This window comes from Embleya sp. NPDC020886 (assembly GCF_044333915.1).
GTDB lineage: Bacteria > Actinomycetota > Actinomycetes > Streptomycetales > Streptomycetaceae > Embleya.
This window is the reverse complement of record NZ_JBIRRX010000006.1, coordinates 458316-477135: the sequence shown is the minus strand read 5'-3', so window position 1 is coordinate 477135 and position 18820 is coordinate 458316. Positions and strand designations below refer to the sequence as shown.

General features: G+C 69.1%; 19 protein-coding genes and 2 pseudogenes. 12 read left to right on the top strand and 9 right to left on the bottom strand.

Going from position 1 to position 18820, the window contains the following annotated elements:
* Position 1 precedes the first annotated feature (1 nt).
* From ACH4U8_RS24055 to ACH4U8_RS24045, 3 genes are all read right to left on the bottom strand, one after another.
* Positions 2-445, bottom strand: a complete 444-nt coding sequence (locus ACH4U8_RS24055; protein WP_395780055.1) for a hypothetical protein — start codon at positions 443-445, stop codon at positions 2-4.
* 90 nt (positions 446-535) lie between these two features.
* The gene (gene tpg / locus ACH4U8_RS24050) at positions 536-1147 is read right to left on the bottom strand and encodes a telomere-protecting terminal protein Tpg (RefSeq protein WP_395780053.1); all 612 of its coding nucleotides are present in this window, start codon (positions 1145-1147) and stop codon (positions 536-538) included.
* Positions 1148-1339: 192 nt separating this feature from the next.
* Positions 1340-1462 (bottom strand): hypothetical protein, encoded by a 123-nt coding sequence (locus tag ACH4U8_RS24045; protein WP_360314928.1) that lies wholly within the window; start codon positions 1460-1462, stop codon positions 1340-1342.
* Positions 1463-2057: 595 nt separating this feature from the next.
* Between ACH4U8_RS24045 and ACH4U8_RS24040 the strand changes: the two genes are divergently transcribed.
* The 7 genes from ACH4U8_RS24040 (at position 2058) to ACH4U8_RS24010 (ending at position 6709) form a co-directional block, all read left to right on the top strand.
* The gene (locus ACH4U8_RS24040; protein ID WP_395780051.1) at positions 2058-2837 is read left to right on the top strand and encodes a hypothetical protein; all 780 of its coding nucleotides are present in this window, start codon (positions 2058-2060) and stop codon (positions 2835-2837) included.
* The gene (locus ACH4U8_RS24035; protein WP_395780049.1) at positions 2834-2962 is read left to right on the top strand and encodes a hypothetical protein; all 129 of its coding nucleotides are present in this window, start codon (positions 2834-2836) and stop codon (positions 2960-2962) included. Before ACH4U8_RS24040 ends, ACH4U8_RS24035 begins: the two co-directional genes overlap by 4 nt.
* Positions 2959-3180 carry a hypothetical protein gene (locus ACH4U8_RS24030; protein ID WP_395780047.1) on the top strand — a complete coding sequence of 74 codons (222 nt, stop codon included), beginning with the start codon at positions 2959-2961 and terminating at the stop codon, positions 3178-3180. The genes ACH4U8_RS24035 and ACH4U8_RS24030 overlap by 4 nt, the downstream gene beginning before the upstream one ends.
* 288 nt (positions 3181-3468) lie before the next feature.
* Positions 3469-3963: a hypothetical protein gene (locus ACH4U8_RS24025; protein ID WP_395780045.1), complete on the top strand. Its 495-nt coding sequence runs from the start codon at positions 3469-3471 to the stop codon at positions 3961-3963.
* Positions 3964-4138: 175 nt separating this feature from the next.
* Entirely contained in the window at positions 4139-5650 is a 1512-nt protein-coding gene (locus ACH4U8_RS24020) for an ISL3 family transposase (RefSeq protein ID WP_395780043.1), read from the top strand.
* A 218-nt stretch (positions 5651-5868) separates the two neighbouring features.
* Complete coding sequence (locus tag ACH4U8_RS24015; RefSeq protein ID WP_395780103.1) at positions 5869-6009, top strand: hypothetical protein; 141 nt, start codon at positions 5869-5871, stop codon at positions 6007-6009.
* Complete coding sequence (locus tag ACH4U8_RS24010) at positions 5954-6709, top strand: ISL3 family transposase (RefSeq protein ID WP_395780041.1); 756 nt, start codon at positions 5954-5956, stop codon at positions 6707-6709. Before ACH4U8_RS24015 ends, ACH4U8_RS24010 begins: the two co-directional genes overlap by 56 nt.
* A 556-nt stretch (positions 6710-7265) precedes the next feature.
* Here the strand turns inward: ACH4U8_RS24010 and ACH4U8_RS24005 are convergent.
* Positions 7266-7544 (bottom strand): annotated as a pseudogene (locus ACH4U8_RS24005) (transposase); the annotation flags it as partial.
* A gap of 515 nt (positions 7545-8059) precedes the next feature.
* Here ACH4U8_RS24005 and ACH4U8_RS24000 point away from each other — a divergent pair.
* Together ACH4U8_RS24000 and ACH4U8_RS23995 are read left to right on the top strand one after the other, a co-directional pair.
* Entirely contained in the window at positions 8060-8350 is a 291-nt protein-coding gene (locus ACH4U8_RS24000) for a hypothetical protein (protein WP_395780039.1), read from the top strand.
* Between the two features lie 181 nt (positions 8351-8531).
* Entirely contained in the window at positions 8532-8966 is a 435-nt protein-coding gene (locus ACH4U8_RS23995) for a hypothetical protein (protein ID WP_395780037.1), read from the top strand.
* Positions 8967-9183: 217 nt separating this feature from the next.
* Here ACH4U8_RS23995 and ACH4U8_RS23990 read toward each other — a convergent pair whose 3' ends face one another.
* The gene (locus ACH4U8_RS23990) at positions 9184-9873 is read right to left on the bottom strand and encodes an integrase core domain-containing protein (protein ID WP_395780035.1); all 690 of its coding nucleotides are present in this window, start codon (positions 9871-9873) and stop codon (positions 9184-9186) included.
* A gap of 425 nt (positions 9874-10298) precedes the next feature.
* Between ACH4U8_RS23990 and ACH4U8_RS23985 the strand changes: the two genes are divergently transcribed.
* Positions 10299-10646 carry an integrase core domain-containing protein gene (locus ACH4U8_RS23985; RefSeq protein ID WP_395780033.1) on the top strand — a complete coding sequence of 116 codons (348 nt, stop codon included), beginning with the start codon at positions 10299-10301 and terminating at the stop codon, positions 10644-10646.
* Between the two features lie 280 nt (positions 10647-10926).
* Here ACH4U8_RS23985 and ACH4U8_RS23980 read toward each other — a convergent pair whose 3' ends face one another.
* The 3 genes and pseudogenes from ACH4U8_RS23980 to ACH4U8_RS23970 all read right to left on the bottom strand — a co-directional run.
* Positions 10927-11325, bottom strand: a complete 399-nt coding sequence (locus tag ACH4U8_RS23980; RefSeq protein ID WP_379990810.1) for a hypothetical protein — start codon at positions 11323-11325, stop codon at positions 10927-10929.
* A gap of 35 nt (positions 11326-11360) precedes the next feature.
* Positions 11361-14705, bottom strand: a complete 3345-nt coding sequence (locus tag ACH4U8_RS23975; protein ID WP_395780031.1) for a polymorphic toxin-type HINT domain-containing protein — start codon at positions 14703-14705, stop codon at positions 11361-11363.
* 200 nt (positions 14706-14905) lie between these two features.
* Positions 14906-15010: pseudogene (locus ACH4U8_RS23970) on the bottom strand (hypothetical protein); the annotation flags it as partial.
* A gap of 201 nt (positions 15011-15211) precedes the next feature.
* Between ACH4U8_RS23970 and ACH4U8_RS23965 the strand changes: the two are divergent.
* Positions 15212-15367, top strand: coding sequence for a hypothetical protein (locus ACH4U8_RS23965; protein ID WP_395780029.1), 156 nt, complete (start codon positions 15212-15214; stop codon positions 15365-15367).
* Positions 15368-15494: 127 nt separating this feature from the next.
* Positions 15495-16244 carry a hypothetical protein gene (locus tag ACH4U8_RS23960; protein ID WP_395780027.1) on the top strand — a complete coding sequence of 250 codons (750 nt, stop codon included), beginning with the start codon at positions 15495-15497 and terminating at the stop codon, positions 16242-16244.
* 1294 nt (positions 16245-17538) lie between these two features.
* On the opposite strand, the gene ACH4U8_RS23955 is transcribed toward ACH4U8_RS23960, so the two are convergent.
* Positions 17539-18501, bottom strand: coding sequence for an alpha/beta fold hydrolase (locus ACH4U8_RS23955; protein WP_395780025.1), 963 nt, complete (start codon positions 18499-18501; stop codon positions 17539-17541).
* Between the last annotated feature and the right edge of the window lie 319 nt (positions 18502-18820).

Sequence of the window (18820 nt, the reverse complement as noted above, 5' to 3'; positions counted from 1 at the left end):
CCTATCGGGCTGCTCGGGCGGCGGCCACGACCAAGGCGACGAGATCGGCGAACGAGTCGCCCGGTCGGGCGGTGACCTCCCACGCGACGCCCTTGTCGTAGTCGTCCTCCGAGGCGCAGACGTGGACGGACACGTTCAGGTGTTCGGGGTCGGCCTCCAGGACGTACTCGACGAGTTGTTCGTCTCCGTAGCCGTCGACGTGCTCGCCGAACGTGTAGCCGTCGCCGGGGGCAAGGAGTCGGGCCACCATGTCGGCAAGAGGTTCGCCGGGAGTCGTGTCGACCGACCACTCCTGGAAGCGGGCCCCGTTCTCGACAAGAAGGGTCGCCTCGGCGGTGATGCCGACGCTCACCGGCCACGCCTCGGCGATGCACCGGGTGATGCGCTCGGCTTCGTCGGGGGTGTGCTTGGTCCGCACCCGGCTCGGCACGGCGGTGTGGGACACGGGTCCTCCTGGGTGGTCTGCCGTACGGCGCTCCGAGGTTCGAGGCACCCACACAGTCACAACGGCGCCAAACCCGAAACGGTGCGGTGGTCACACGTGGTGCAACGCCCCGGCTGTGAAGGGCCGGGCAGGGATGTTCAGCCTCGGATGTCGAAGTCGATGTAGTCGACGTCGGTCAGCTCCACCACGTCCAGGTCGTCGGCCCGGGTGCCGCCCTCCTGGAAGTAGGCGGCCTGGAGGCCGGCGGCAACGATGCATTCGAGGTCGCGTTCGGAGGCGCCCGCGTGGTGGGCGTCGAACAGCTCTTGGGCGCGGTCGGGGGGGAAGTGGTTGGGTGATGCGGCGCATGCGCGGGTCGGTGGACCCGGCCGCCGAGGAGAACCCGAACCGGGCGCGGGTCTCGACCACGACGGCACCGGCCGCCGCGGCGCGTTGTTCGGCGCGGCGGCGGACCTGGGGTTGCCACAACCGGCGGACCTCGGCGTCGATCCTGGCGTCGACGGCGCGGGGTGGGGTCTTGCGGTCGCCTTTGAGGTAGCGCTCGACGGTGCGCTGGCTGACGCCGAGGACGGCGGCGACGTCGCGGGTGCGGCCCTGGTGCTTGCCCGGCAGGAATCGCACGGGGGCGCTGGTGGACTTCGGCGGTTTGCGGGTGAGGACGTGTTGCGCGGCCTGGTCCAGGCCGTCGCCGATTTTGCCCACCGGGTGTCTCCTCGGGTGGGTGGGGCGCCGGGGTGCTCGGTCTAGGCGGCCAGCCTGCGGCGCACCTCGGCCGGCACCCCGTAGGCGCCCTCGCTCCACACGCCGCCGGGCCTGCGGACGTCACCGTCGGCGCCGGTCGAGAAAACTCGGAGCCCCGCCACCAACGTGATGTCGGTGGCGGGGCCCGGTCGGTCAGCGCTGTTCCTCGTGTCCCTGCTTGAGTTCCTGGCGCAGGGCTCGTAGTGATCGGATCGCCATGGTCGCCTTCTCCGCGAGGGGTGGCACTTGATCGAAGACGTATCCCGCCAGTGTCACGACTCCCGCCACCGATGTCAGAGAGACGGCTACCAGCCCCGCTATTTCCATAGCTCAGCCCTTCGGACAGCGGCGTTCCTCCCGCAGCAGGGGTCTACCTCCCACGGATGAGGGCACCGCGGCCACGGCAATGTTCGCCCTCTCTGGCTGCCCGAAGTCGTAGCACCCACAGGATATTGCGCCTTGCGCGCTGCCACTGGACGAATGGAGTACCGGCACCTCTCGTCGCCTCCCGGCAACGGCCCGTCGACCAGTACCAGGAGCCGTCCCACGCCACGAGCGAGGTGGGCACCGGGAGGTCGAGACGCCGGCGCGAGCAGGGCGGCTGGCAGGCCGGCCTCGACGGCACGCACGGCCTGGACCTGGTCCCGGGTGATCCTCGGCCCGGCCGTCTTGCCGGCCGGGGGTGGCGTCACCGGTGACGCCACCCCCGTACCCCCAAATTCGGGGGTACGACGAAGCGGGTTGACGGCTCTGTCGGAACCGCTCGTACGGTTCGTCGGGAGCGGTTCCCTCGGATGGGCGAACCCGGGGAGTGCAACGGTGTCGTTGGTTCGGATGACCCGAGACCTTCGCTCGATGGGACCACCAGGGCATGCCCAAGAAGAAGCCCAAGCCCCGCAAGCCCTCCACCACGCGCCCGCGGCCTCCCGCGCGGACACGAACGCGGACGCGGGGCGCGGGGTGCGACCTGAGCCGCCTGCGTCCGCCCGGCGCGTTGTACCGGGACTGGTACGACGTCCCGCACGCCGACTGGGACGGCACGCTCCCCGACGATCCACGCCTGTCCGAGGAGGCTCGTGATCTGTGGCGCCGGTTGAGGACGCTGGGCCCGCGGTACGGCGGCTCGTTCCCCCAGGCCGCGGTCGTGCTCGACATGATGCTCGACGACGGCCGGTTGCCGGTGATGCAGTCCGACGGCGGGATCAGCTTCTTCGATCCCGGCGCCTTCGGCCCCGCTGGCCTTTCGGGGTACGGGTTCCGTGCGAGCGTCCACCAACTCCACGCCGCGGCCGCGTTGCTGGTCGAGGAGGAGGGCTACGTGCGGCTGGTCGCGGGGCGCCCCGACCATCCCGGGGGGCGATGGATCCATCAGGGCGAGCCCGAGGCACGGAAGGTGCCCTCCACCTGCATCCCGACGCAGGCGTCCGACGAACTGTCGGTCGAGCAGTTGGCCGCTCTGGCGATCCTGCGCCATCCCGCAACCCGCAGCCCCGAGGACGCGGTCCGCAAACTCCTCGCCCGCCCGGACGAGTTCACCGAGCGGCAGGCCCGCGACCTGGTCGACGCCGTCGTCGCCACCGAGTGGGTCGACGCCAAGGGCTGCGACGCCTGCCCCGTCGCCGAGCACTGCACCCGCGAGGACCGGCCGTGAGCCCCCTGGTGGTGCTGGGCGGGCGCCTGTGGATCGCGCCGGAGGACCCGCACCTGCTGCAATGCGTCGCCGCCACGGTCCGCAACCGCCGATGCCGGAACCCCGTGGAGTACGGGCAGACATGAATGTGCTGGAGGTACGGCCGGGCGAGGCGGGATACGTCAACGCGTATGTGGCGTTCGGCCCCGATCGCGCGGTGGCGCCGCGATGGCTCGCCCAGCACTGCACCGTCCACGACACACCCGACGCCGCGGACACCGACCCGACCGAACTGCGACCGTTCCGGCTCGACACCGACGGCCACCTGGTGCGCCGCTACCGCACCGACGCCCTGATCGACTGAGATCGCCGGAACCCGAACCGCTTCCCGGCCGGGAAGCGGCCGAAATCGCGAACCGCCCCCGGTCCCTCGTCGGCCGGCGCCGTGGGTGTGGTGGTCACGTCCGGATGCCGAAGGCGAAGAGAACGAGCGTTAAGGACCCCGCTGCCTTCAAAACTCGGTTCTGGCACAGATCTTGGGGTGCGAGTGAAGTTCGACGAGCCTCGTCGACGTGGGTCGACGTCGGGATCACCAGCCAGGCTCCCGACAGGCGCTTGCCGTGGGCTGCTCCGTTCGCCGTAGTCTCGCAACGTGGCCGACGAACACAGGGCGAACAGTGCCTTCAAGAACCGGTGCATCAACGCGGCGCTGACGCTGGAGTCCTGCACCAGCTACTCCATCGAGCGCATCTCGTTGGACGAGTCCAACGAGAACCGCAAGGACAACACGCTGGACGTGTGGCTGCGCGAGGGGCCGTGGAAGCCCGACACGGTGATCTCGCTGTCCAATCTCCACTCGGTCCGACCGTGGGAACCCGGGCTCGCCCCCAGTTTCATCGACGAGATCTTCCTGATCCATCTGCCTGCATTGCCGTCGCCCTGGCCTGCCGAGGCCGTCGGTCGCCTCGACCGTGCCGACGACCTGCCCGAACTGGCCTGGCTGAGGATCACCGGACCGCTCGAAGTCGACGCTGTTGCCTCGATCGTGACTGTCTACCAGGCGCAGAGCGACGATGCGGCCTCCACGCCGCTGACAGCTCCGGCTCACTCGACGACGCAGGCAGCAGACAACGTTCGGCGAGACTGATCACACTGCGTTGAGTCGGGTCGGCCGTCGCAGAGAGTCACGGCGCTGTCCGAGCGCGACGGGCGGCACTGCGTAAGACGGCGTACGCCCCGCTGCGCACCGGACGAAACTGACGCTCCATCACGTCTCGGGTCGTCCCTGCCGAAGTACGCCGTGGCCGGTGACGGTACTTCTCATGCAGAGCCGCGCATCGTCCTGGGAATCGCTGGTGTTCGACGGCATCGACGACGTGGGCGTCGATGCGGTGACCGTCGCGTCCGGCATGGTCGAAGTGGCGGCAGGAGGCCGAACTGCCGGAGCGTCATGCCCGGACTGCGGCGGGTTCTCAAGCCAGGTGCACGACCGCTACCAGCGCAGACTGAAAGATCTCCCACTCGGTGCGCGGGGCCTGGTCATCAGGCTGACGGTTCGGCGCTTCCTCTGCGACGCGGGCGCGTGTCCACGCCGCACGTTCGCCGAGCCGTTCACCTTGTTGACCGCTCCCTACGCGCGGTTCACCGCCCGGCTCAACCGCGCCCTGGAGCAGGTCGGGCTCGCGCTGGCCGGCCGGGCCGGTGCCCGGCTGGCCGCCCATCTGGGGTTCGGTGCGGGCAGGATGACTTTGCTGCGCAGGGTTATGGCATTGCCCGATCCGCAGTTCCGGACACCGCGGGTGCTCGGGGTGGACGACTTCGCGACCCGCCGGGGCCAGGTCTACTCGACCGTCCTGACCTGCGGAGAATCCCACCGTGTGGTCGACGTGCTGCCCACACGCGAAGCCGGACCGCTGGCCGCATGGCTGATCGACCATCCGGGAGTGGAGGTCATCTGCCGAGACCGGGCCGGCGCATACGCAGAAGGGGCCCGGCGCGGCGCCCCCGACGCCGTGCAGGTCGCCGACCGGTTCCACCTGTGGCAGGGCCTCGGCCGAGCGGTGGAGACCTGCGTCGCCGCCCACCGCGATTGCCTACGGCCTCCGCCGCAGGACGAGGCGCCGCCGAAGCCGCCGAGTACGGACCCCGTCGGTCGGCGGGCCGAGCGCAAACGGGCCGCGCACGCGCTGGTCCACGAACTGCTCGCCCAGGGCCGCTCCCGGCGGGCGATCGCCCGGCACCTGGGCTGGGGACTGAACACCGTGCTGCGGTACGCGGCCGCCGAACACTGGCAGGACACCGTCCGCGGGAACCGTCCCCGGCCCAGCAGACTGGACCCGCACAAGCCCTACCTGGAACAACGGTTCGCCGCAGGGTGCACAAGCGTCAGGCAACTGCACGGCGAACTGCTCGCCCGGAACGCCCCCGTCACCTACGCCATGGTGCGTGCGCACATCGCTGCCTTGCGCGGCACCCCGTCCGGCACCCCGACCCGGCCGCCGACAGTGCGGCAGGTCACCGGCTGGCTCACCCGCCATCCCGAGACCCTGAGCGAGGACGAACGCGCCGACCTGAAAGAGGTCCAGGCACGCTGCCCCGAACTCGACGCGGCCGCCCAGCACGTCCGCGACTTCGGCGAGATACTCGGCCGCCGCTCTGGAGCCAGGCTTTCGACCTGGATCGATGCCGTCGACGCCGGCAAGCTCCCCGGCCTCACCGGATTCGCACTGCACCTCCTCCGGGACTTCGACGCCGTGACTGCCGGGCTGACCCTGGAGTGGAGCTCCGGCAGCGTCGAAGGCGCCGTAAACCGCATCAAGAAGATCAAAAGGTAGCTCTACGGCAGAGCCGGATTCGAACTGCTCCGCAAGATGATCCTGCTTCAGTGACCCTCTGCGACGACTCCCCAAGATCTGTGCCAGAACCTTCTTGGGTTCTGGCACAAGTTCCGTGATCCGGTAACGCTGGGTGATGGATCTGGGTGCGTGTTTGGCCCTGAAGATTGCCTGAATATCACGTATGAGGCTTGCCGGCCGGCCCAGAATCACCGGCCATGGAGAGTGCGTCGTCGCTGGAGAAGGTGCTGTTCCCGGGCCTGTCGGGGGTGTTCCTGTCGTCCGTGGACACGGAACGACGGTGTGCTCAAAGTGGAGGCGCGAGCGGCGGCCGACGGCGCGAACTGCCCGGTCTGTGACGGCTGGTCGAACCGGATGCACAGCTCGTATCTGCGCTTTCCCGTGGACCTGCCGACGGCTGGTCAACGGGTCGTGGTGTCGTTACGGGTCCGGCGATTCCTCTGCCGTGCCGATCCGTGTCCGCGGCGGACGTTCGTCGAGCAGATACCCGGGCTGACCCGTCGTCACGGCCGCTGGACCGAACGGCTTCGCACCGTGCTGGGGTCGGTCGGGCTCGCTCAGGCGGGCCGGGCGGGTGCACGGCTCGCCGGACGCATCGGCGTGGGCGTCAGCCGGATGACGCTGTTACGCCTGGTCGCGGACAGGCCCGCTCCAACCCACCCGGCCCCTCGCGTGCTGGGCGTCGACGATTTCGCCCTGCGCAAGGGACACGTCTACGGGACGGTTCTGATCGACTGCGAGGAACGGCGGGTGGTGGACGTGCTGCCCGACCGGGAGGCCGGCACCCTCGCGGCCTGGCTCACCGCGCACCCCGGCGCCGAGATCGTCTGCCGGGACCGGGCCGGAGCCCACGCCGAAGGCATCCGTACCGGGGCGCCGGACGCCGTGCAGATCGCGGACAGATTCCATCCGTGGCGACGTGCACGATCACGTTCGGCCCGCCCGTATCGCAGGTCTCGGTCAGGTGCACGCGGTAGCCGACCCACGCGGCCTTGCCGGCCTTGTGGCAGAACCGGGCCTCGGGATCGTGCGGCGTGACGACCTCCATCGTCGACCAGGGCACCCGCGCCGATTCGGGGTCGGGCGACCCGTCGGCGGCCGGGGCGGACGCGGCCCGACGAGGCCGGTCCCGGCGACTGGCCCGGTCCTTGGTGTCCTTCGGGCCCCGCCAACGCAGCCGGCCGGCTGCGTCGTACCAGTACTGCTGCACCCAGACCTGCCGCAGGACCTGCATCGATGGCAGGGTCCGCAGCCTCGGCGGGGCTTCCGGCGCGTGGGCTGCGCGCAGGAGCAACATGCCGTCCGCGCCGACCTGTTCGACGTAGGCGTCCAACTCTGCCCTGCTCTTCGGCAGCCGGTCGTAGCGGACCGACCGTCCGTAACGCTCCGCCCACCCGGGCACGATCAGCGGGACGAGCCATGTCTCGTCGGCCGCCGCCGGCGCCTCCAACGCGTATCGCAGCGTCTCGCCGACCAACTCGGCCCGGTTGAGCCGGCGCACCGCGGCCGGCACGTGCGTGGAGTCGGTCCGCTGCCGCCCACCTCCCCTGACCAGCCCGGCCGCCACCAGACGCTCCACGAATTCGGCCAACAGCCGATCGGCACGATCGCCTTCCGCGACACGGTTCCGGAACTCGGACAGTACCGAGTAGTCGAACCCGGGATCGTCCAACTCCAAGCCCAGCGCGTACTTGCAGTCGATCCTGCAACGAACCGACTCGGCCGCCTGGCGGTCCGTCAGGTTCTCGGCGAACTGCAACACCGAGACCAGCGCCAGGCGCGCGGGCGGGATCCCGCGTCGCCCGTCCGACGGATACCAGTCCGCGAAGTCCTCGTCCGTAAACAACTCGGAGAGCCGGTCCCGCACCCACATCGCAGTGGTGCCACGCGGGTTGGAGGCCCGCGCAACTTCCAACGTCCGCACCGGGATCCCGGCCCCCGAATTGGAACCCATCGACATGGCCACTCCCCTCGCTGCGGCTCACCCCTTCCCAGCCAAGCAGCCCACACACGAACAGTCAGCCTGGCGAACGAAAGCGAATACCCGGCAAGATCACCAACAGCATCCAAAATTTGTGCCAGAGCCCGCTACAGACCGTCATAGCCATCCGGGTCGTCGGCGACGACGATCGGCGGGTAACGCCTCGACGGCTCCCTGGTGGGGTGGCGCTCTCCGCCGGAGCAGAAAGCCGCGTACCTGCACCCGCTCAACCCGGCGGAGCCCGTGGGAGGTTCGGGCCCGGAGGGGCGTTCATGGCCATGCGCGGCCGCCGCTCCCCCGTCACCGACGTCTCCGACATCGTCCGCCCCGACCACCGGCCCGACGAGTCGACCACGACACTGTCGCCGTGAGCCGTCGCCGGCGGCGACCGCCACTACGAGGCCGTCATGGGTCTGCTGCTGCCCGGGCTGTGGACGCACCGGAACGACGAACCCCACGTGCGGTCACGGCTGTGGGTCGGCGACGACACCGGCACCTCCTGGGCGAGCATCGACTACGACGGGCACCGGCTCGCCACCTTCCACGTCCGCCAACACGGGTCCCGCCGCGTCCGAGACGAGGTCGAGACGGCATGGCGCCGGTGGAACGAGCACGCGCGGCCCGCCTTCGACACCTTCGGCCTCGACATCCTCCCCGGCGGGAGCAGCAGGTGTGGTGCGACAAGACGCCCGGTGTGACCTGGGCGGTACCCCGAGATTGACTGCACTTGTCGATACACTGCGGGGATTGCCATTGGGTTGGAGTGGCACTCTGCCGGCACGTATCGATCCGTGGGATGCGCGGATCGCGCGTCGCGCGCCCCGAGAGCGGAAAGCGGCCCTCGCGAGGTCCCCGGACGGGCACCGATTCGCTGAGGCGATGACCGAGTTCGACGATGCCGATCGAAGGCAACTCCTCGTTGTGTTGCACGAGTACGCCGAACACGCCCTCGACGAGCTGACCCTGTTGCGGGCCCGGACGAAGTACGGGGACGTGTACGTCGAGGTGTTCCGCACACTACCCCCGGACATGACCGACGACTCCTTCCACTCGATCGACCACCTGCTGCCCCCGCTCGGTGCGCGGGAGAACCGGTTCACCCCGGCCCACGAGATTCGACTCGCCGTCCTGGTCCGCGCGTACGCCGAGCACGACCTCGACCAGTGGACCGCGCTGCGGACGCGAACCACACGCGGACCCGTCTACATCGGAATCCTCAACTCACCGCCCGGCGACAGAACCCACGACGACTTCCGCTCGCTCGATCACCTCCTTCCGGCACCGGACATCGAGAACCGAAGCGACAACCGCTGAGCCTTGGACGACCAGGTCGGCTCGGGCGAGGTCCACGCCGCGGCCCGCACCGGACCGGCGTTGCAGAACCCGGGCGTGGGGCGTGGCGGTCGGCCGATCCGGCGGCCTCGAGCCTTCGGGGGAGGCGGCCCCGCTGCCGGGGTGGCCGGGGGCGGAACAGCAGCAGGGGGCGGCCTGTGGTGGTCGAAGACTCGGCTACCTGCTCTGACCTCGGATTTCATGCGGTGGATGGGTACTCGTTGAGCAGCCCTCCGAGGACTCGGCGACAGCATATCCGGTCGAGCCGTGCCGGGAACGCGAGCACGTTCGGGTCGTCGTCGGGGGCACACAGGTGCAGTCCGTCGCCTTGGTGGCTGCGTCCGGTGTCGTAGTGCTCGACGTACGCGGCGAGGACCGTGCGCAGGTGGTGTTCGCCGGTGGCGAGGAGCCGGTCGGTGCATTCGCGTCGGACGGAGGCGATCCGGCGTTCCGCGAAGGCGTTCATGCGCGGCGCCTGCGGCGCGGTGGGCACGACCTCGATGCCGATCGACGCGAATACGGCGTCGAAGGCGGCGGTGAACTTCGCGTCCCGGTCCCGGATCAGGTACGCGAACCCGTGACCGGCGTCTTCGAGGTCGGCGGCGAGGTCGCGGGCGACCCGGACGGCCCAGGCGCCGGTCGGGTGTGCGGTGACCCCGAGCAGTCGCACGCGTCGGGTGCCCGGTTCGATGACGAAGGCCACGTACAACCGTTTGAGCGTCACGGTGTCGACGTGGAAGAAGCCGACGGCGAGGAGCGATTCGGCTTGTGCCCGCAGGAACGTGCGCCACGTGTCTTCGCGTCGGCCGGGCGGCGGGACCCTGCGTGCCCGCAGGATCCTCCGGATCGTGGAAGCGGCCACGCGGTGGCCCAGGCGCCCGCGGTTCACCCTGGATCCGCACGACGCCCCAGGTCCGGTTCCCGGTCGCGAACCGCACGATCAACGCGACCACCTCGTCCGGAACCGGTGGCCGGCCCGGCGGACGCGGCTGCCGCCACCGCGCGGCGACGAGGCGGCGGTGCCACCGCAACAGCGTGCCCGGGGTGACGATTCGGTGCGCGCGCAGCGCCTTGGGCAACATCCGGGCCGGCGCGGACAGCAGCGCGCGGTCCGGCCGGGACAGCCGCGGCTTCGGGTGCGCCCGGCGCAACACCGCCACCTCGTGGCGGAGCACGAGTATCTCCGCGTCCTTGGACGCGGTCGACCGCGCGAGTAGCGCCATCCACGAGAACACGTCGACGACGAGCCGGTACAGCATCCGAACAGCCATGGCCGGTGATCATCCGATCAGGCGAACGCGCTGGTCAAACCCGATGGCCGAGTATTCGACCAGGACAGCCATCTCCGCCTCGGCCGGCATCGACGTCGTGGACACCGCGCCGCAGGCGCCGCGGACGAACGCGTTCGCGGAACGCCGGATCGCGCCCGTCCGCCGCGAATGCACCGACCGGCTCCTCACCACCGGCGAACGCCATCTGCGCATCGTCCTCCACGCGTACGTCGCCCACCACAACGCCGGCCGCAGCCACCAGGGCAACGGACTGGACCCGCGCGCCCCGGGCGACGCCCCGAACGTGACCGCCCTCCCGAGCTGGCCCAACCGGATCCGACGCCGTCAACGGCTCGGAGGGCTCGTCAACGAGTACGAAGCAGCCACATGAAAAGCCCGGGTCAGGACCAGTACCCGAGTTCTCGACCAGCACAGCCATCGACGTCCTCGGCCGCGCACTGCGCAACCCCTCGGAGCCCGGCACCGAGCCCGCTGGCGACGACGAACCACCACTTTGTGCAGAACCCGTCCACTGCCGTTGCCGTCAACTACTGCCGTCAAGACGGCCAGCAGCCCCACCAGAGTTCCGGTGGGGCTGCTGCTCATTCAATCTCTATCGGAAGGAGTCGCCGAGCTACCAGCAGCGGGCCTCGACTCCTTCGGTATTCCACTCAAAATAATTTGATGCGCCTGATTTCGTCTCTACTCGCACGTAGATCCGTCAGCAGCTGCTGATAGTCGCCGCCAGATGGAGTATTTCCGGAAAGCCAGATTTGCCGGTACTTCAACCACGCTTCCCAGCATCTCTTGAGCACACCTTCTAGAGCAACCGATAGCTCCATAAGGTCCTTCTCCGGAAGGCTTCCTTTTGCACCTATCTGATAAGAGACATTGAAGCGCGCATGCTCAACCAGAAGCTCGCCAATTGATTCATTGATCGAGCTTGACGTATAGTCGCTCGAAATTACATCGATCACGAAATTCACAAAGTGAACTCGCGTGGGCCCTTTAAGTTCAGGGGGTACAGACCATGCTTCTGGCAGGTCATCCAACCACGCAAACTCATCCATCCCTACCTCCTCTCCCCACAGGATCATCATTCGATTCACTGATTCGCGCGACGCAGAAAGACTGCCAGCTCTCTGATCGTTCCCTCGGCCGGAACATTCGGGACTCCACCTGCCTGCAGAACCCTCGCACAGTAGTGGAAGCAGGTTTCGGTCGAGGCGTCATAAGTGCCAGTGACTCCCCTCTCAAGAAAGACCTCCTGATAGGCCATAGCACCACCAGGATTCGGCAGTTTGAAAGTCACCGAACGCGCACTAGGTGAAACGGATCCGGTGAAGATCTCTGACCTCACTGGCGTAGCTATCGTTTCGCCACCTACCTCTACCAGGCCGCCAACCTGGTGCGTATGAAGAGTCTCCCCGCCCGCGCTGACCTCGATCGAAGCATGGCCACCGTCGTAATGGATCGTCGCTGTGCCGTCGCAATTGTGAACGAGGACCGGCGTACTGCCCGCCAGCACATAGTACGTGCGATCGTCATCGACGGTCAGGTCGTGCGTGCGCTGCTCACGGGCAAGGATCCTGATCGCGCTGATCTGGACTCGGGTGCCTGCGGCGGTCTGGAGCCACTGGCCTTGTTTCAGATCGCCGGCGTCAACCCACTGCTTCAGGTCGGGAACCCAGAAGGGGTGGTTGGTGGTGGTGATTATGGAGGCTTCGCCGTCGTCGGTTGTGATGGTGAGGTCGGCGAATTCCTTGTCGTCCTCGGTGGTGATGGCGGCCAGGACGGTGCGGGGCCTGGATTCGCCGGTTTCGGGGTCCGTGGCCAGGACGACGTCGCCCGGTCGGATGTCCTGGATGGCCTTGGTGGTGCCGTCGGCCATGAGGACGCCGGTGCCTGGGACGAAGCTGTGGCAGACCCGCGCGTACTTGTTGATCACGCCTTGGGCCACACCAGCCGTCAAGGCGCCGACGCCGGCATCCTCGGCGATCTTGACCAGGGATTCCGCGGAGCTGCGGTCGCCGTGGTTGAGCTGGTCGTCGAGAGCGCCGTAAATGGAGTTGCCGAGTGCTCCGCACAGCATGGCCCCACCCACCGCGGCCGCGCCGGCGGTGGCCGCGCCCGCGCTTGCGGCGGCTGCCATGCAGCCCCATTCGGCAAGGCCTCCCGCCAGGATGGGGGCGACCTTCTTCCAGTTGTCCTGTACATAGTGGGCCGCCTGGCCGGTCTTCTTCTTGGCCGCGCCCCAGGCCTTGGCAAAGGGGTTGCTGTTGCCCTTGCCCTTGCCTGTGTTCGAAGCGGGCTTCTTGGGCTTGTCCATGCAGTAGTTGACGCAGTGGGCGGTGCCGCCTGGCGCGGTGGGCGAGGTGGTGGTCTGGTCCGTGCCGGGGCCTCCGCAGGACGCGACGTTGCCGCAGTAGACCGGGTCCGGGTCACAGGACGCGACGTTGCCGCAGTACTTCATGCCGGAGGGGTCGGACTGGGTCAGGGGGTTGTTGTTGCTGTAGGTGTAGCCGTGCATCTGGCCCGAGTCGGTCAGGTCCATGATCGGGTCGACGCTGACGAAGCGGCCCAGCCCCGGGTCGTATTCGCGGGCCCCGACGTGGGTGAGGCCGGTGGCGTCCATGGGCTTGCCGAGGAAGCCCTTGTCGTCGGGCCATTGGCCGTTGGCCTGGGTGGGCTGGGGGCCGCGGGCCTCGCCGAAGGGCTTGGACTGGCGGCGGGTGGCATCCAGGGTGGCGGCGTCGAGGGTGCTGGTGGGCGTGCCGTGGTGGTCGGCCGCCATGTACACGAGCGCGCCGTTGCCGCTGCGGACGACGGTGGCTCCGCCCGCCGTGGGGTAGTAGCGGGTGCCGACGACCGGGCCGGTGCCGTCGGTGTTGGTGGTGAGTTCGTCGCCACCGAGGTAGAGGGTGGTCTTGCCGGCCTCGCGGCGGATGATGCGGCCGCCGTCTGCGTCATAAAGGTAGTCGCTCGTGCTCGTGGCGGAGGTGACCTTGGTGAGCTGGTCCTCTTCGTTCCAGGTGAGGGTCTGGAGGTTGGCGTCGGGGCCGGGGCGGGTCCTGGTGTTGCCTGCCTGGTCGTAGGTCAGGCCTGTGGTGATGGCCTCGCGGGTGCCGGTCTTGACGGTGACGGTGTCCAGGCGGTGGGTACGGTCGCCGGCCTGGGCGCCCGGGCGGTAGCCGTACTCGGTGGTGACGTTCTTCGTCGGGTCGTTCGTGGGGTCGTGCTCGACGAGTTTGGTGCGGTTGCCGACCGTGTCGTAGTCGAAGGACTGCCAATACGGGTCCGGGCCGCCGACCGTGGACGGGCTCGGGGTCTGGGTGGTGCAGCCGCCGACGCCGGGGACGTTGGGGGCGGGGAGGGTGGTGGTGCCGGCGGTGTCGGTCCAGGCTTCCTTCAGCCGGCGCCGGCCGTCGTAGGTGAAACACTGCGTGTCGGTCGAAGTGCCCTCGCGGATGGTCTTGATGGAGGTGACATCGCCGCTGGGCTTGTAGGTGTAGGAGGTGGCGTCCACGCTCGCGGTGGTGCCGGTCTCCTTGTCCCAGTTGGTGCTCAGCAGACGGCCGGTGGCGGGGTCGTAGTCGCTGGTGAACGCGGCCTGACGGGGGGTGTCGCCCAGGGTGGCGCGGATGTTGCGGCCGTAGACGTCGTAGTCGGCCCAGTTGAGGTAGTCGGCGGCGCCGCCGCGGGTGGTCGGCAGGCCGTGGGTGCTGTAGGCGGTGCCGAGTGTCTCGGCGGGGAGGCCGCCGTGGGCGGGGAGGGTGGTGGTGACGGGCAGGCCCAGGACGGGTTCGTACCCGGTGCTGGTGTCGTAGGTTCCGGCGAGTTTGCCCTCGGCGGCGGGGATGGTGGTCCGGGTGCCGGTGGGGAGGTAGGTGCCGGGTTTGAAGCCGGTGATCTCGCTGGTGTACTTCGCGCCGGACTTGCCGCCGACGTAGCGGGACGAACCGTCGGCCTGGCCCTTGGCATGGCGGTCGTAGGTCCACTCCGACAGCAGGTTCGCGTCGCTAACCGTGTCCTTGTAGGCGGCAGTCTTGCGGCCGAGCGCGTCGTAGGTGTAGGTGAGGTTCTGACCGCGGGCGTCGGTGGTGCCGATCACGCGGCCGACGAGGTCGTAGCGGGTGTCGGACGGGCCCTTGTCCGGGTCTTCGACGTGAATCTTGCGGCCGAGGAAGTCGTAGGTGTACGTCCAGGTGTTGCCGCCCGCGTCGGTGACGGTCTTCAGTTCCTCGCGGGGGGTGTAGGTGTAGGTGATCTTCGAGTAGTCGGTGCCTGCGGGGACTTGGCCGTTGTACTCGCGCAGTTCCTTGGGCTTGCCGCGGGCGTCCGAGATCGACAGGGACGCGGTGCCGCCCGCGGGTGGGGTGACCCGGGTCTCGTCGGCGCCGGCGTAGGTGGTGGTGGTGCGCCACTGTTCGATGCCCTTGGAGGAGAACACCTGGGCGGTGGTGCGGCCCAGGCCGTCGTACTCGATGATGATCCCGCCGGCACCTGCCGATCCCTTGTTATCGCCACTGCTTGCAGCCAGTTTTGCCGGCTTCCCCTATCGCCTTTCCGATGCCCCCAGTCGACCCCAAAGAGCCCGATGGGGTCGTATATGGTCGCCGGGTTGTTCTTCCCGTAGGTGTAGCCGTGCATCCGCCCCGCATCGGCCGGGTCCATGGTCGGGTCGACGCTGATGAAGCGGCCGAGGGTGGGGACGTATTCGCGGGCGCCGACGTGGGTGAGGCCGGTGGCGTCCATGGGTTTGCCGAGGAATCCTTTGTCGTCGGGCCATTGACCGTTCGCCTGGGTGGGCTGTGTACCGGGGGTTCGCCGAAGGGCTTGGATCGGCGGCGAGCGGCGGTCAGCATGGCGGTGCCGTGGTGGTCGGACGCCATATGGGTAAGAGGGGGCTGCCCTGTGCGAACGAGGGTGGTGCCGCCTGTGGTCGGGTACGCGCGGATGCCCACGACCGGAGCGGTGTCGTCCGTGTTCGTGGTGAGTTGGTCGTTGCGTGGCCTGCGGGCGCTCTGCTCCTGCCACCTCCCGGTCGGCCCGTCCCTCGCGCCGCGGCGGGCCGAACACCCCACCGGCGCGGCCCTGTTGGCCGGGCTGTAGTCTCCGGCGGTCTCCCGTCGCCGACGCCGCGCCCACGGGTGCGGGTACGCGAGCGATCGGGAGCGGCCCCGTCGCCGAGCCCCTCGGCGCTCACAACGTCCCGGGAGTACTCGTGCGCGGAGTTGCCGTGCCCGTCGCGTTCATCGTGGCGGCGTGTCTGGTCGGATGTTCCTCGACCCGTTCGGATGTCGCGTCGCCCGACAGCACCGAACCCGCGGCCTCGGAGCGGCGACCGACCGGCGCGCCGACCGGCGACGCCTCCCCCGGCACGACCGCGACACCCACCTCCGGCACGGCAACGGGCCCGACGGCCCAGACACCCACGAGCGCCGCCGCAAGGATCCGGACGGCGCTCGAAACCGTGCGGACCGCACGCTCGTTCCGCCTGGTCGTCACCGTCGGGCGGGCCGGCGAACTCCCCCACGTCGAGGACCACCGCATCGTCCGCGGCGCGGGCGCCCGCATCAAGAAGACGGACGGGAACACCGTGACGGAGGAGACGATCTACATCGGCGACGACGTCTACCGGCGCACGGACACGGGAACGTGGGAACACGACACGGTCCGAGAGGACTCCGATCCCGCGAGCAACCTGCTGTACCGGAACACGTCCTCACTGCTCGGGGCACTGTACGACGCCACGGCCGAACCGGAACACTTCACCCCGATCGAACCGCTGACCATCGACGGCACCACATGCGTGGGACTGACCGAACCCGACGGCACCCGCGCCTACCTCACACCCGGCGATCACACCCACCTGCGCCGCCTCGTGGCGAACCCGAACAACACAACCGTCACCTGGGACTTCACCGAACTCGACACCCCCGTCGACCTCACCCCGCCGACCCCCACCCACCCCACGACCCAACGGTAGGAGCACGCACGCCCACACCATCCACAGACGAGGCGGAAACCACGCCGATCACGCCGGCCGACCACACGATCGGCCGGAGACAGCCACGGGGCGCGAACCGTCCCGGGACGACTACCGACGCACCGCAGGCACCGGTAGCCCGACACCGAAGTCCCGAAGTACCTCGCGCGCATGACGAGACCGTGGTGCCGGAAACGGCGACCGGACCCGACGACGGCGTGGGCGAGGACGGTGGAGTCGTCGATGTGCGGCTCGGCACGTGGGTCAACAACCAACGCACCCGGCGGAGTTCCCTCTCGGAGAAACGGGTGCGACTGCCCACGGAACTCGACATGCGGTAGTGAAACGGTATCGGCCGGGGGCCTTCGTGTTCGGTGACGTGAGGTTCGGAGTGAGATCGAGGGCGGCGCCACCGCACGCGCACGGGCGTATCTCCCCGCCCATCGGAGGTGGTGCCCACGGCATGCGTGTCGGAGCACCGGCAGACCCCGTCCGCGACTCCTGGACACCCGGGGCATGCCCGAACTCGCCGACGTGTACAAAGGCCACCGGAGGCCCTGCGCCGGCCGAACACGAACAACCCCCATACGTGGGCACAGGCGAACGTTCACCCGCCGGCCACGACCACGAGTTGCATACCACCGGCCGGTGGCGGGCACCAGGACACCGTCGGGCCGCCTTCAACCCCGACCACACGACCACGCAGGGCAGTTCCCGGGGACTCACCGCCAGGCCCGTGATCATCCATCCCGAAACGATCACCCTCGCCCGCACACACCTACCCGCGACACCCCGCCCCGACCGACACACCCGGCCGCGGGCGCTTCCCTCGAACACACCGCCCACACACTCGGACTCACACGCCTCACGCCCGGCCCCGACGACCTCTTGTGGTCCTGGACCCGCCACCACACCCGACCCCGAAAACCCCGCGCCGGGGCCGATCCCCGACCGCCGGCAAACCGGGGGCAACCACCGCCAATGGCATTCCCATCAGAACTGCACAAAATCTCAACGCATCCCACAACACCCGCGAAACCCATTACAAGTGCGAAAACCCCGGCTCAGACATACCGCCGGGCCATACCCGAACACCCACCCGACACCCCGAAAACCAGGCCCGCCAACACCGCGCCCGGAACAACCATCCCGACACAACCACGAAACCCCAGCCCACACCCCACCAAAACCCACCACCAACGACCACCCACAGCAGCCCGGGCACGCGTGTCGGACACCGCTCCCGACCGGCGCCGCGCAACGCGGATCGCGATGCGCGGCGGCCGGGGCGGGATCAGGAATCGAGGAAGCGCAGCAACTCCGCGGTGACGAACCGGGGGTTCTCCTCGACGAGCCAGTGCCCCGCGTTCGGCACGTCCACCGCCCGCACGATGTTGGTCATGAGCGGGGCCGCGGTGCCCCGGGTCGCGTCGAGCTGCCCCTGGGCGGTCATGAGCAGGGTCGGAACACGAACGGGCGTTGCCGCCTTGGCATCGCGGACGTCCTGGTCCAGTGCGCGGTAGAGCTCGAAGCCGCCCGACAGGACCTCGGGCCGACGGTAGGTTCGGGCGTACTCGTCGATCTCGGCGTCGGTGAACGGGGATCGCTCCGAGGTGCCGCCGAACGCCGTTCCGCCGAACGAGACCTGGGGGTAGAACAGTGCCAGGTACTCGCGGACGTCGTCACCGACGACCGCCTCGGGGACCCGCCGCTGGGAGTGGAAGGCGATGTGCCAGCTCAGTGAGCGGTAGGTGGGCGCATCGATCGCGGGCCCGGGCAGCGGCAGGTCGAGGTAGCCCAGGCGTGCGGTGTCGGCGGGGAACCGGGCGGCGTACTGGAACGCCACCGCGGCGCCGAAGTCGTGCCCGACGACGCGGGCGTCGCGCAGCCCGAGCCGATCGGCGATCAGGGTGTGCACGTACCGCGCCAGGGTGGCCTTGTCGTAGCCGGTCGGGGAGCCGGAGCTGTCGCCGAGGCCGGGTAGGTCGACGGCGTAGACGGTGTGGTGCTCGGCGAGCGCAGGCATGACCGGCCACCAGCCGAACCAGGTCTGCGGCCAGCCGTGGATCAGCACCACCGGCGGACCGCTTCCGCCGGTCACGTAGTGCATCCGGACGCCGTCGACGTCGGCGAACTCGTGCCGGAACGTGCCCTTGAACCCCGGGGCGTCCCGGGTGGCGGCGGCGTAGGCGGGAACGTCGTCGTCGGCTTGCGTGCCGCACGCGACGGCACCGATCGTCAGGAGGAAGGCGAGCACGGCAGTCGCCGACGTCCTCACGAGTCGGGGAGCGTGGCCCGAGGAGGGCCGTGGCGCGGGGATCATGGATGGTCCTGTCCTGGAGACGATGGTGAGGTCGGCGTCCGGCCGCCGTCGGAACGCGCTCAGTCTTGCCAGGCCCACCACGACCTGGCACGGGATCTTGCCGTTCCGGCATGAAGATCGCGGACCTCGACAGCGCTCACCACGGCGCAGCACGTCGGACCGGTTACCACACCGGACAGCGACAGGGCCGTTCTTGGAACGGCCTGAAATGAATCGACGAGATTCCGTTTCGACCGTCGAGGTCGGGCGGGAT